This is a genomic window from Wolbachia endosymbiont (group A) of Lasioglossum morio (assembly GCF_947250585.1).
Classification (GTDB): Bacteria; Pseudomonadota; Alphaproteobacteria; order Rickettsiales; family Anaplasmataceae; genus Wolbachia; species Wolbachia pipientis.
Genome location: NZ_OX366327.1, coordinates 1,035,117 through 1,049,390, shown reverse-complemented (window position 1 = coordinate 1,049,390; position 14,274 = coordinate 1,035,117). Strand labels below are relative to the sequence as shown.

Annotated in this window: 11 protein-coding genes and 1 tRNA gene; 1 reads left to right on the top strand and 11 read right to left on the bottom strand. The window is 34.2% G+C overall.

All coding sequences use genetic code 11. The annotated features are described in order from the left end of the window. Positions 1–33: 33 nt before the first annotated feature. On the bottom strand, positions 34–1,356 hold the full coding sequence (gene gltX / locus OOK89_RS05165) for a glutamate--tRNA ligase (RefSeq protein WP_264718893.1): 1,323 nt from the start codon (positions 1,354–1,356) through the stop codon (positions 34–36). Between the two features lie 214 nt (positions 1,357–1,570). On the opposite strand from gltX, the gene ligA reads away from it, so the two are divergent. Continuing rightward, on the top strand, positions 1,571–3,568 hold the full coding sequence (ligA, locus tag OOK89_RS05160) for an NAD-dependent DNA ligase LigA (RefSeq protein WP_264705399.1): 1,998 nt from the start codon (positions 1,571–1,573) through the stop codon (positions 3,566–3,568). 38 nt (positions 3,569–3,606) lie between these two features. Here ligA and dapA read toward each other — a convergent pair whose 3' ends face one another. The 10 genes from dapA to OOK89_RS05110 all read right to left on the bottom strand — a co-directional run bounded on the left by dapA (position 3,607) and on the right by OOK89_RS05110 (position 14,206). After that, positions 3,607–4,488: a 4-hydroxy-tetrahydrodipicolinate synthase gene (gene dapA, locus OOK89_RS05155; RefSeq protein WP_264718892.1), complete on the bottom strand. Its 882-nt coding sequence runs from the start codon at positions 4,486–4,488 to the stop codon at positions 3,607–3,609. 9 nt (positions 4,489–4,497) lie between these two features. Further along, a complete protein-coding gene (gene ssb / locus OOK89_RS05150; protein WP_010082448.1) occupies positions 4,498–4,980 on the bottom strand; it encodes a single-stranded DNA-binding protein in 483 nt (160 codons plus the stop codon). Positions 4,981–5,047: 67 nt separating this feature from the next. After that, positions 5,048–5,121: transfer RNA gene (locus tag OOK89_RS05145), tRNA-Arg, on the bottom strand. A gap of 13 nt (positions 5,122–5,134) precedes the next feature. Next, the gene (locus tag OOK89_RS05140; protein WP_264719326.1) at positions 5,135–5,941 is read right to left on the bottom strand and encodes a hypothetical protein; all 807 of its coding nucleotides are present in this window, start codon (positions 5,939–5,941) and stop codon (positions 5,135–5,137) included. A 4-nt stretch (positions 5,942–5,945) separates the two neighbouring features. Next, a complete protein-coding gene (locus OOK89_RS05135) occupies positions 5,946–6,554 on the bottom strand; it encodes a hypothetical protein (protein WP_015589194.1) in 609 nt (202 codons plus the stop codon). Between the two features lie 4 nt (positions 6,555–6,558). After that, a complete protein-coding gene (locus tag OOK89_RS05130) occupies positions 6,559–7,998 on the bottom strand; it encodes a hypothetical protein (RefSeq protein WP_264718890.1) in 1,440 nt (479 codons plus the stop codon). A 361-nt stretch (positions 7,999–8,359) separates the two neighbouring features. Next, on the bottom strand, positions 8,360–10,105 hold the full coding sequence (locus tag OOK89_RS05125; protein WP_264718889.1) for a type I secretion system permease/ATPase: 1,746 nt from the start codon (positions 10,103–10,105) through the stop codon (positions 8,360–8,362). Between the two features lie 690 nt (positions 10,106–10,795). Then, positions 10,796–11,587 carry a prolipoprotein diacylglyceryl transferase gene (lgt, locus tag OOK89_RS05120; protein ID WP_264718888.1) on the bottom strand — a complete coding sequence of 264 codons (792 nt, stop codon included), beginning with the start codon at positions 11,585–11,587 and terminating at the stop codon, positions 10,796–10,798. Between the two features lie 6 nt (positions 11,588–11,593). Beyond that, on the bottom strand, positions 11,594–12,043 hold the full coding sequence (gene smpB, locus OOK89_RS05115) for an SsrA-binding protein SmpB (RefSeq protein ID WP_007548863.1): 450 nt from the start codon (positions 12,041–12,043) through the stop codon (positions 11,594–11,596). Between the two features lie 120 nt (positions 12,044–12,163). Continuing rightward, on the bottom strand, positions 12,164–14,206 hold the full coding sequence (locus tag OOK89_RS05110; protein WP_264718885.1) for an ankyrin repeat domain-containing protein: 2,043 nt from the start codon (positions 14,204–14,206) through the stop codon (positions 12,164–12,166). Positions 14,207–14,274: the final 68 nt, after the last annotated feature.

Below are 14,274 nucleotides of genomic sequence, written 5' to 3'. Positions count from 1 at the left end.
GTAGGGATTGCATTAGCTATAATTCTTTAGTTTTCACTTTTCTTTTAACCTTGCAATGATATTTTCTTTGCCGATAAAAATTAATAATTTAGCGAGCTCTGGTCCTGTTTCTGTTCCTGTTAAAGCTAAGCGCAACTGCATAAATAGGTCTTTTGCCTTTATATCTACTGTGTGCCGAATAGTTGTGACCCACTCTGATAATGTGTTTTCATTATAATCGTCTTGAGGCAATGTATTGAGCGCGATTTTTATAAGCTCCTTATCAAGAATCACAGGCTCTATATCGGATTTGCATATTTTCCACCACTTGGCCACCTCAGAAAACCTTTCTATATTGTTCTTTATAAAATACCAAAACTCTGAGGAGTCCACTCCAATTTGATTTAAACGTTCTTGTATAATTTCAAATGGCATTTGTTGCAGCACTTTGCTATTTAGCTTGTATGCTTCACTCAAGCTAAATTGCGTACATGCTGAGCTAAATTTTTTAATATTAAATGAATCAATCAAAGATTGCATACAGGCGCAAGCTTCAATTGGATTGGATGTTCCGAGCTTCACTAAATAACTAACTAGTGCCATCGGTTCAATTTCATCTTCTTTTATAGATTTGATATCTAGCACGCCGGCTCGCTTGGATATCTTGCTATCATCAAAATGTAGCAGAGAAAGGTGAGCAAATGTAGGGATTTTCGCTTTTAATGCTTTAATCATTTGGAGCTGAACTGCGGTATTAGTTACATGATCTTCCCCGCGTACAACATGGGTTACATTAAAGTCAACATCATCAATAACAGAAGGTAACATGTATGTGTAAATTCCATCTTCTCTTTTTACCACAGGGTCACTTATGCTACTGGTTGCAATATTTATTTCACCTTTAACTTCATCATTCCATTTAACAACCTCATTTCTATCCAACTTAAATCTAAAATGTGGTCTTCTTCCTTCTTGCTCATAACTAATTTTCTCTTGCTCAGTTAGAAGTAACGCGCTTCTGTCATATACAGGGGGAAGTCCTTGTTTTAACTGCAATTTTCGTTTAATGTCTAACTCTTCTCTTGTTTCATAGCATGCATAAATATGCCCTTCTTTTATTAACTGCAAAAACACCTCATTGTAACGCTCAAAGCGCTCTGATTGCTTGAAACTTGCATCCCAATCGATACCAATCCATTTTAGGTCTTCTATGATATTATTTATATATTTGACATCTGAACGCTGAAGGTCAGTATCATCAAAACGGAGTAAAAATTTTCCATTTTGATTGCGTGTGTACATCCAACAAACCAAGGCAGTTCGTACGTTTCCTACGTGGAGGTAGCCAGTTGGGCTTGGAGCGAATCTTGTTAACATTTAAATAGCAATATTGTTTACTCTAATTTATTTTAATTTTATATAAATATATGGCTAGAGCAAGCGAGATCTGCTAATACAATTGAGCAAGAAAAGAATAAGTATGGCTATAGCATTGTGGTACCTTTGATATTTGATGGATTAAGACCATATGATAAATTCAAGAAAATTCACAACTTGACGACAAATGCTAATGCAGCATTATATTGATATCATGACTAACTTAGAAAAGATGAGAGAAAAACTGCAAGATCAAATAAATTATCATAATGTTTTGTATCACCAAAAAAATAAGCCAGAAATAAGTGATGCTGAATATGATGAACTGAAGAAAAAGTTAGCTGAAATAGAGGCACAACTTCCAGAAGCTTATGCAACACAAGATAGTGTTGGTGCTCCACCTGATGAGAGGTTTTCTAAGGTGGAACATCAAGAACCTATGCTTTCCCTTGAGAATGCTTATGATGAACAAGGTGTAGAGAAATTTTTGTCTAAAATAAAGAGGTTTTTAATTGAGGACAAAATAGAGATATTATGTGAACCAAAAATTGATGGGTTGTCGTTTTCTGCAATTTATGAGGATGGAAGATTTGTTAAAGCTGCAACTCGAGGTGATGGTTTTGTAGGGGAAGATGTCACTCACAATGTTGCAACAATAAAAGGCTTTCCTAAGTTTTTGCAAGGTGTGCAAGGAAGACTAGAAGTAAGAGGTGAAATATACATCAGTAACAGCGACTTTTTAAAGTTAAATGAAAACGATGAATTTGCCAATCCTCGAAATGCAGCCGCTGGTTCTCTAAAGCAATTGGATGCAAACATTACAGCAAGCAGACCTCTTAGATATTTTGCTTATTCTTTGATTGGTGGAGCAGAGAAAAGTCAAAGTGAGGTACTAAATAAGCTTGAGGCACTTGGTTTTTGCGTAAATGAGCATCAGTCCTTAACGAGTAGTTTAGATGGAATGCTGAAGTTCTATAACGAGGTCTATAACTGTCGCTATAACTTGGATTATGATATTGATGGAATAGTCTATAAAGTAAATGATTTGGTACTACAAAATCGTCTAGGGAATACTCACAAAGCACCGCGCTCAGCACTTGCATACAAGTTTTCTGCGGTTTATGCAAAAACAAAGTTAAATAAAATATTTATACAGGTGGGCAGAACAGGGGTTTTAACTCCAGTTGCAGATTTAGTGCCAGTTAATATTGGTGGGGTGCTAGTTAGTAGAGCAAGTCTGCATAACCAAGATGAGATAAAACGTAAAGACATAAGAGAGGGAGATATTGTAACAATCAAAAGGGCAGGGGATGTAATTCCCCAGATCGTTGAAGTAAGCAGAGATTCTCGTCTTCCAAATACACCTGAATTTGTGTTTCCTGAAGTATGCCCTGAATGTGGTAGTAAAGTACGTCAGGTTGAGGGAGAGGCTGCAGTAAGATGTCCTGAGGAATTTGCCTGTAAAGCTCAAATAATAGAAAAACTAAAGCATTTTGTATCGAAAGATGCATTTGACATTGTTGGCCTTGGTGATAAGCAGATAGAGTTTTTTTACGACCTTGGTCTGATAAAACAAATTCCCGATATTTTTACTTTAGAAGAAAGATTGGATGAATTTAATCTGGAAGAACAGTCTGGTTGGGGCAAGAAATCAATAGCTCATTTATTAAATGCTATACAAAGCAGAAGGGTAATAACTCTAGATAGGTTTATATTTTCTTTAGGTATTAGATTTATTGGCCAAGTTGCAGCAGAATTGCTTGCAGATTATTATGTTTCTTATGATAATTGGTATAATTCGATGATTGAACTGTCATCAGATAATACTGAGCTAGTGGGTATAGACGGCATAGGAAAAAAAGTGGCTGAATCTTTGGAATCATTTTTTTCTAAGGAACATAACATCAAAATGTTAAATGATCTTACTGCTTGTCTTCAAATTCTTCCTGTGAGCTCCAACTCTAGTAACTCTGTTTTAAATAATAAAATTATAGTGTTTACTGGTAAGCTACTTGCTATGAGTAGAGGAGAGGCAAAAGTAAGAGCCAAAACTCTAGGAGCAAAGGTCAGCTCACATCTTTCTGCTAAAACTGACTACCTAATTGCAGGAGAAAAACCAGGATCCAAATATAAAAAGGCAGTGGAATTAGGTGTAGAAATTTTAGATGAAGACCAGTGGCATAAAGTGATAAGTTTGGGAGTGTTCAAATGACACTTGGATTGTATATTAAATCAAAGTTGCAAGACTATTTAGAGAGTAGCCAATTCTTTCCATCCAAGAATCATTTTATTGACTTGCCTCAATTTTTCAACAGAAGGCAAGTCTTCTGTGCTGAGTGGTAGGCGGACAGTTTGATGTTCTATGAGCCCAATATCATGCAAAAGTGCTTTAGTGGGTATTGGGTTGCTGGCAGTAAATAACGCTTCGCAAGCCTGTTGCCAGATATCTGCCTGAGGGTTCCTGCCATTGAGGCACTTCTTAACGTATTCATGCGCTATGCGTGGCCAAACATTGGCAGCAACGGAAACCAGGCCAGCTGCACCATAAGCGGCCATATCGGATATCATATTATCATCTCCGCAAAAGACCTCAATATTTGGTGCAACTTTCTTATACTGAGTTAAAGTATCAACAGTGCCACTTGAATCTTTGATAGCCCAAAATTTTTCGTGGCTGGATAAGTTGCGTACAGTTTCAGCGTGAAGATTTATTCCTGCTCTTGATGGAATATTGTAAAACATAACCGGCACATGTGCTTTCTCAAGCAGCTTTTCAAACCATAAAGTCTGCCCCATAATTCCGGGCTTTGCATAAATGGGAGTTGTCATTAGATAGCCATGAATAGGCATACCCTTGCAAAAATCAAGCCATTCAAGAGTCTGATATAGATTCACTCCTGGTACGCCAATTATAATTTTCGTATTTAATTTTAGCTTACATACGAATTCAACTAATGTACGCTTTTCAGAATCAGTAAGCGATAGGCTCTCACCTGTGCTACCCAGCAACACTACGCCATTTTCAGCTTTAACTTGCATTGTCAGTAAACGCTGCAAACTGCTATAATCTATGCTATCTCCATTGCAATTAAAAGGAGTAACACAAGCAGTCCATAAAAATGTAGATTTCAATTTAAATTGTTAAAATGGTATTTCATCATCGAGTAGTTCATCTTTTATATCGTTGTCAAAACTTTCGTGTTTATCTTTTTGTTCTGTTTCACCTTGTTTGTATTCACTTGGCTTGTAATCAGAATTTGGCGCACTATTTCGTGAATCCAAGAGAGTAAGAGCGCTATTAAAATTATATAGAACCACCTCTGTTGTGTATCTTTCACCACCGTTTTGGTCAGTCCATTTTCTAGTTCTCAAAGAACCTTCAACATAAACTTTACTGCCTTTGCGTGCAAAATCTTTGACGATTTTTACTAATCCTTCACTAAAAATTACGATATTATGCCATTCTGTCTTTTCAGAGCGCATACCGGAAAGTTTGTCAGTCCAACTTTCAGACGTGGCTATTGAAAAACTTGCCATTTCTTTTCCATTTTGTGTAGTCCTAATTTCAGGATCTTTTCCTAAATTACCAACTAGTATGACTTTGTTTATGGTACCACCAGACATAATTATGCTCTAAATAAATCCTTTTATTATCTTATGTGAAAATACTATTGTCAAATTTAATTAAAAGTGCGCTTGGAGGGATTCGAACCCACGGCCTTTGCCTCCGGAGGGCAACGCTCTATCCAACTGAGCTACAAGCGCATATATATTTAAGTTATTTAATAGATAAGCCATCCAAGTCAAATTTTTGTTTTGGATAAAGCGTAAACATAATACTCCCATATCCAAAATATACATTTTGAGAATCATTCGCATGCTTTTTTATTGCTTTTTGATCTACGGTCCATACAAAAGTTACATAATTTTCAGTGACTGAGTGCACTTTTAAATCCTTAGTATTTATAAACAGTTTTCCATTTACCCATATTTTCCATGTATCGGGAGAAAGATATAAAATTGAGTCTAAACTCACTACCTTACAGTTGAAATTCTCCTCTTTCGCAGCTTTTGAAGACCATAAATTGAACTTTTCCATTTCATGAACCATTTTATTAACTGGCTCTTCATCAAAAAAAATGCTTTTTACGTTACTATATTGTGACAAAACGTCAAAGTCACTTTCCACTGCTTCTCTTATTATATCGTCCCGATCTGTATAGCTTAGTTTTTGATTGTTGATAAAGAAACACTCTTTTGCACGCAAATTTGCTATATCAATAAAATCGTCGATTTCTTGATTGCCAACTTTAAGAATACTTTCAAAATATCTTTTTTCTATCATCATTCCATACTGAGAATGATGACAAACCATTTCATCATTACCTTGTTTTTCTATATATACGCATAAATTTCCACTATTTAATCCTAATATTTTATGCTCAATAAAATCTTCATTGCCAATATATTGTCGGCAAGAATACTCCTTACAAATTTCTATGCTTTCTATGATATCTTCACAACTGCAATATGCATTAACATTGGAAATGAGTAGCGTAAAAATAAAAAACAGCTTTATGTTCATCACCTTATCTACTTAATATAGTATACCAATCAAAGACTATATTAGCTCTCACTATCTCTATCATATTACCATTCAAAATCTGATTCATAGTTGCAGCATCAATATTTCTCTGCTTATTTAAAATAAGAGATTTGATCATAACATAACCGGGCAGATTTGGAATAGACTGTAGAAATAAAAAAATATGCTTATCGCTGATTGAGCTTAAATTTAGGACCACTTCACTTTTTATTACTTTTGTGCGTTCACTTTTGTTGTGGAGCTCAACTTCTTCGGGTATAGAAATTGATATTTCAGGTTCTAATATATAGTGCTTTTTATATAACTTGCTAAGCTCGAAATTTAAATTTGCAATGTATCTGCTACTATGTAAATTTGAAGAAGAAATTTTTTTCCATAAATCTAGGTTTTTATTTAGAACAACTTCCTTTTTTTGAATTCCAGTAATCTGTAAATTAATAGAACGTATTTTATCAATCGCAATTTGGTTTTTATTATAAATCTTTTCGTTATAGATAACAACATATGTTAATAACCCTATTAATCCAACAGATAATAACAAATACGATATAAACTGAATTGTAGCTTTTCTTTTTAATTGAGAGATAGTCATTAATCTACATTGCCTCTCCTATTTCAACATCAATAGATAGATTTTGCTCTTTAGCAGCAGGTAAGCTAGAAATATTAATGTCATAGGTACGAAAATTATCGTTTAAATTTTTTCGTAGTTTCTCGTATTGATGAGAAATATTTTTACCGGATTGAAAATTAAACTTTAAAGTTGTGGTAATATAACTTTTTGCCTCATTATAATTCCATTCAAATGATCGAAGCTCTATACCTGGTATTTTTAACTTTTCTACATACTTAACTTGTGTCAGAGGAGAGTATTCTATTTTTGATAAAATATTATTGATATTAATAAAATCATAAATTTCATCTATTTTTTTTACATTATAGCTTTGGCTAAGTTTTGTTAATTGGTTATTTAAGGTGTTCTGCTTTGCTGATAAATTATCAGCGACATTGAAATTTGAATACAAATTTAGCAAACAAAGGGTGTTTGTTATAACTAAAGCCAGGGCGAAGTATAGAAAAATTCGAGGAGAGTTTAAATAAAGGTAATTGAATAGATAAAATTCTTTAGTTTCCTTTGTATTAAAAATAGCTGCTAATTTATTCTTAAAGCTATGAAACAAAATTATGGTATCGCAAAAGTTATCTTTTTCACTTATAGCTAGTTCTGCTCCTAATAGTTTGCCTAACTCATATGGAGTTAATATGTTCACACTGTTCTCTGAAAAATTTATGACTGATAAACTAGCTTTGATATCTTCTGACACTATGATACAAAGGTCGATAGGGTTATTTTTTTCAAACCCAAACTTAGTTAAGGATCGAATAGTATCTTGCACTTCCTGATATATTCCACCAGCGATAATTCCTGGTAAATTATCATTAGTAAATGATGTTAAGCGCGTAAATACCATTTTATTCTCTTTAAGAACCACTTGTCTATAGCCTCCCGTTTTAGTTGCAGCAACTATAATTTTCCAATTATTAGGATCTTTATGTAGAATCTTTTTTGTTATATTACTTATTTCTATAGGAAACATTAATATTCCCTTAAAGTTGGAGCCTATCTCAATAAACACATTCAACCAATATTCTACTAAATGCTTTGCTTTTGATGAAACAAGAAGATAGCACCAGTTTTGATTGAATTTGTTTGGCTTCTCAACCAAAAAAACTGAACTTATGTCATTATTACGAGAAAAATGCTCCATCTTTGTTTTTGCTGATAGATAGGCACTAATCTTGTTTGCCCTTGTAATAAACTGTAGCGAGTAATTTTGATCTGCATGATTAAGCACCAGGTATAAAGGTGCTTTTTTATCTGACGAAAGACATGAAATTAAATCGGAAACTGCTTTATCGTTTTTGCCCTTAACAAAATACCTTTTATTTAAAGTATTATTTTTAAAATATAGTAACATTATGCCTTCTTCTCCAATAGAAAGCATAAACTTACTTTTGGATTTTGAACTAAACATATTAACAAAGCATATACTTATCTAGAATTAAAAAGGCAATTTATTGAAATTCATTAAACGTTAGAGGGAAATATTGTTATAAATTTTCGCAGCAACATTATTTATATTATAATTTTTTTATAAAATTACCACTAATATTAAGTTATTTAGATAACAAATTAAGAAAATTCATTAAGACGAATTTGTTATTTTTCAAATTGTAGGTAAACTGAAGCCACTTTAGCTATATCTGCCAATTGACTTTAATTAATAAGAGTTATTAATCTATTTACTATTCTTGTAATATTATTTCTAATGGTAAAGAAATATATATTTTTCTGGAACAGTTGTTATTTCAGATACAGAATTTATTGTAAGTAAACTAACCATTTGCTGAAGAGCGCTCATCTTCTGTGGTACTTGATGATGGAGCAACTAATTTGCTCAAAATCTCATCTTTTGGTCCCATAGCGTAAATGACACCATCTGACATGAGGATCACCTTATCAACTACGGACAATAACGGTAGCTTGTGAGTGATGATAACAGTAGTAGTATTTTGTTTTCTTGCAATGCCAATTGCATTAATTAAGCATGCCTCTCCATTGCTATCTAAGTTAGCGTTTGGTTCATCAAGTACTAAAAGTTTTGTGTGACCGTAAAAAGCTCTGGCAAGTCCAAGAAGCTGTTTTTGGCCGCCAGAGAGCGTTACCCCTCCAGGACCTCCTATTATTGTATCATATCCATTTGGTAAGCTTAGTATTAGTTCATGTATTCCTGCAATTTTTGCTGCTTTGATTATTTCTTCAGGATTTGGATCTGGCCTCATGCGAGCAATATTAGCTTTGACACTAGTGTTAAATAACTCAATATCCTGAGGTAAGTAGCCAACATAATTACCAAAATTTTCTCGATTCCAAGTATATACATCAGCGCCATCTAGTCTGACTACACCAGATATTGGCTTCCATACACCAACAGTTAATTTTGCGATAGTGGATTTACCAGAAGCACTTGCACCAATAACACCAACTACATCTCCAGGATCTATAATGAATGATATTCCTTTTACTGTCGGCTTATTGCTTCCATAAGGAGTAAAAAATACTCTATCAAATTCCAATTTTCCTTCAGGTTCTGGTAGAGCCATCGTTTGCTCTCTTTTTGGCGATGTTAATATAAGTCTTTGTAGCCTTCCATATGACATTCTAGCCTGATTTAAAAACTTCCAAGTATGAACCGCAGCGTCAAATGGTGCTAATACTCTACCCATTAAAATTGAAGCAGCGATGATGCTACCGGCAGTCTTATGAGCTGTGATTGCAAGTAATGCACCTGTTCCAATCACTGATATTTGCAGAGTTGAGCGCAAAAACTTAGTGATTCCAGTAATTACATTAGAGCGATTTTGTGCTTTAATTTGCATTGCTCGGTTCTGATCATTTCGTTTACACCAATCAGAGACTATGAATTCTGACATGCCCATAGCTTCAACCACTTCTGCATTTCTTGTTGCAACATCTATAGCATTGATATTCCGTATAGTTTCTTCGTTGGTTTCTTGTAATATTCGTTTAGTGGCAAGTTCATTCCATATTGCCATAGAGACTAATATAATAATTCCAGTAATAGCTATAAACCCCGTGGAGGTATGTATCATGAAAATCACAACAAGGTAAATTAACGACCATGGAGTATCAAACAGTGAGAATATACTATTTCCTGTAATGAAATTTTTTATCACTCCGAGATCTCGTATTGCTTCACCACTTGAAGTTGAGCTCTGCACTGACGTTAGCCTGATTGACCTTACTATCAGATCTGGTGTTGCAGTTTTATCGATCCAATCACCTATTTTTGCCATGGCTAAATATCGACAAGTTTCAAGCATTGCAGAACATGCAAATGCAGATAAAGTGATAATTGTCAGCATAGTTAGTGTTGATACACTTTCGCTCGATATCACCCGATCAAGCACTTGAGAGGTATAAAGTGGTAGGAATAACATTAATAAATTGATTCCCGCACTAAACCAAAAGATAAACCAAAATGCACTTTTGCATTTTTCTAGGCAAACATATAGAGTACTTTGCTTCAATTCTTTTTTTATTGATGGCGTAATTTCCACAATCTTCCTCTTAATTTGATTACATGCACCATATACAATTTTTATTACAAAAATATTAATAACGGTAGTTAGCTTACTTTAAGTGAGTAAAATATTAATATATGTGAATAGGAAATATAAACAATGGTAAAAAGAAGTATAGTTAATATTTCCTTCATTGCCTATAGCGAAGCTACGTCATACCGCGATTCATTCCATAGCTGTACGAACATTCATTTTTGAAGGTAAACTGCACAGCAAATGGTGTCATGAAAGTAGCTGACACTGGGATGGCTTTGTTGCATCGCTACTTATGAAAGGCTAACTATAATTAGGATTATAAGCAACTTATTGAAAATCTTGTTTTTTTGCAATCAATCTGATCAAATTTAAGAATAGTAATTTGTTATTTATATTAATAAATTTAATTCTATTGAAAATAGCTAAAGCATTGAAATTCTTGAATTTTAGCCAGATTAGTGAGTGGTAGTGAAATTTCTTTTACTCAAATTTAGGTATTCACTGACCGTTCTTGTTATAAATACCAGAATAATAAGCTACTGATATTCTCCACCTTTTTTATCTTTAATCCATCATAGCTAGCGATGCAACAAAGCCCACCGATTCATTCTACTGCAACGCAGAAAATTCGTACAATTGTGCATAATATGGGGCTTCTGGCTACATTTTTCTATTGAACTCACCTTTTCTCTATGTGACAGATTTCGTATTAAATTTTAAATTTAATGCGCCTAGATATACAAGCATTCCTAGCAAAACCATAGGTATAGAAAGCAACTGCCCCATAGTTAAATCAAGCCACAAATAGCCAATTTGATAGTCTGGTTCGCGAAAAAACTCAACGAAAAAACGTGCTATTCCATACCACATAACTGCAATACCAGTTAACGCACCGTGATACAGTCTTATTCTAGTTAAGAAAAACAGTGAATTTGCAACTGCAAAAAGTAGCAGTCCTTCAAAAAGTGCCTCATAAAGCTGGCTTGGATGACGCAGCAAATTATCACCACTCTCTGGAAATACCATACCCCATGGCATAGTTGTAACTCTGCCAAATAACTCTCCGTTTATAAAATTGCCTATGCGACCTAAAAATAAACCTATGGGAACTCCGCAAGAAACTAGGTCCAGTGCATAAAATATAGGAATGTTATGTCTTCTGCAGGAGATTATTACTGCAAGCAAAACTCCTATAGCACCGCCATGAAATGACATCCCTCCTTCCCAGGTCTTCAATATCTCAATAGGGTTGCTTATATAAAGAACTGGATCATATATCAATACGTAGCCAAGTCTACCTCCAAGGATAATACCTACAATAGTGGCTGTTAATAACGAATCGTAAAAATTCTTAGTAAGTATTTTTTGGTCATCTAGCTTATGTAAATACCAATATGCAAACACTATACCCAAAACGTAGGCTAAGGAATACCAATATATAGAAACAGGACCGATGCTGAAAATTACTGGATTTAAAGACATATTTTGCTACAAATTATTCTTAGACAATCTACTTTTTTCACGATCCCACTCTCTCTGTTTTATGGTTGCTCTCTTATCGTAGAGTTTTTTTCCTTTTACAATGGCAATTTTAGTTTTTGCAAATCCTTTATCGTTAAAATAGACCGAAAGCGGCACAACAGTTATCCCAGCAGTCTTGATTTGACCAATTAGTTTATTTATCTCCTTTTTATGCAAGAGTAATTTACGTTCCCTTTTTGGTTTATGATTTTTTCGGTTCGCAGCTTTATATTCTGCAATATGCATATTGTGCAGCCATACTTCGCTATTCTTTTCAACAACGTAGGCGTCGGAAATATTTACTTTTCTTTCTCTTAGCGATTTAACTTCACTGCTTAATAAGACCATACCCGCTTCAAATTCTTCTAAGATGAAATATTCAAACCTTGCTTTCCTATTTTCTGCAATAACTTCCATATCTAAAGATATCTTTAAGCTTCAATATATTACAGAGTTTTTGACTTAATTCATAATAAAACAGTTATCCCAATAAATATAAGGTGCCAGGCTAGTCTGATAGCAACAGGATAACAAAAATCAAGTAAGTGCTTTTTCTGTCTCTCTAGGCACAAGTTCCTTTACTTCTTTCATTTCAGTTTTAGGCTTTGACATTATATATTGACCAGCACCAACTATGAGCGCAGATCCTGCAGCTAGTCCAATTATTGCTGGTACAGATAGGGCAGTAGCAAATGCAAGTGCAACACCAACTATCACTGCAGTTACAAAACACACAATAACACCTTTTACAATTGCATTTTTTGCAGATTGTTCTTTTTCTTTCACAATTGCATTTTTTCCAATTTGTTTTTCTTCCTTTTTCTCTGGAAGCTGCATTACATCTTTATTTTCAGTAAGATCCTTTGGCGTTTTTTTATTCTCATTTTTTAACGTTTGCTTTTTTTCCGCTTCCTCTAAAAGCTGAATTATACCTTGATCTTTAGTGAGGTCTCTTGGCATTTTTCCATCAACATCTTTTAATGAAGGGTCTGCTCCAGCTTCTAGCAGAACTTTTACTATACCTTCGTGGCCATTTTTAGCAGCAAGATGTAAAGGAGTACGTCTATCATCATTTTTTGCCTTAACCTTTGCTCCTTTTGCGATTAGAGTTTTTACTATATCTTCGTGGCCATTTTCAGCAGCAACATGCAAAGGAGTCCATCTATCAGCATCCTTTATATTAACATCTGCTTTCTCAACTAGAATTTTTACTACCTCTATGTGGTTATTTTCAGCAGCAAGATGTAAAGCAGTACATCTATCATCATTTTCTGCATTAACCTTTGCTCCTTTTTTGATTAGAATGTCTACTACATCTTTATGGCCCTTTTTGGCAGCAAGATGTAAAGGAGTCTTGTCCTTAATACCTTTTGCATTAACATTTGCTTTCTCAACTAGAATTTTTACTACCTCTATGCGGTTCTCTTTAGCAGCAATATGTAAAGGAGTATATCTTTTATTATTTTGTGCATTAACCTTTGCTCCTTTTTTGATTAGAATGTCTACTACATCTTTATGGCCCTCTCTGGCTGCAAGATGTAAAGGAGTCTCGTCCACAATACCTTCTGCATTAACATTTGCTCCTTTTGCAATGAGAGTTTTTACTACATCTTCGCAGCCCTCTCTGGCAGCAAGATGTAAAGGAGTACATCCATCATCATCTTTTGCATTAACGTTTACTCCTTTATTTAATAGGTTTTTCACCTCCTCCTCATTATTATGTTTAACAGCTGAAAGCAAAGCTTTGATGTTCTCTTGTGCCTTTAATAGAGCTCCTTTTACCACTTCATGGCCTTTTTGAGAAGCAAATGTTAAAGGAGTCCATTTATAATGATCTTTCGCATTAACATCTGCTCCTTTTTCAATTAGAGTTTCTACTATATCTTCGCGGCCATTTGCAGCAGCAAGATGTAAAGGAGTCCACCCATCACTATTTTTTGCATCAACGTTGATTCCTTCTGCTTTTGATAGAACTTGTACTATCTCTTTGTGGCCATTTGTAATAGCAAGATGTAAAGGAGCCCATCCTTTATCATTTTCTGCATTAACATTTGCTCCTTTTCCAATTAGAGTGTTTACTACATTTTCGTGGTTCTTTTCAACAGCAAAATGTAAAGAAGTCCATCCATCACCATTTTTTGCATCAACAATTGCTCCTTTTCCAGTTAGAATGGTTACTACATCTTTGTGGCCATAGTGAGCAGCAATATGTAAAGGAGTAATTTTATTATCATGTTCTGCATTAATATCTGCCCCGTTTTCAATCAGAGCTTTTGCTACATTTGCATAGTTCCAATAAGAAGCAAGATGTAACAATTTGACTTTCTTAGAATTTTGACCACAAGATATAGTAAATATGTAATTTATGTCAGATCCACTATCGTTGTCAGGTTTACTCTTTTCCCACTCTTGACATAAATCTGGATCTTCTTCTTGTAACTTAGCTTTTATTTTTTCAACTATATTGTCCTTGCTCAAATCTGAAAGGTCATTTATTTTTTTTAATATTTCCATAAATTTGTCATATTTCATAACTTCCTCACTTAAAAAACATAACTTAGTTGTTATATCTTTCAACATAGAAGTCAAGAACCTAAATATTCGTTATTATCTTTCCTTAAAGAGTCATTTAAGTTATATTACAGACT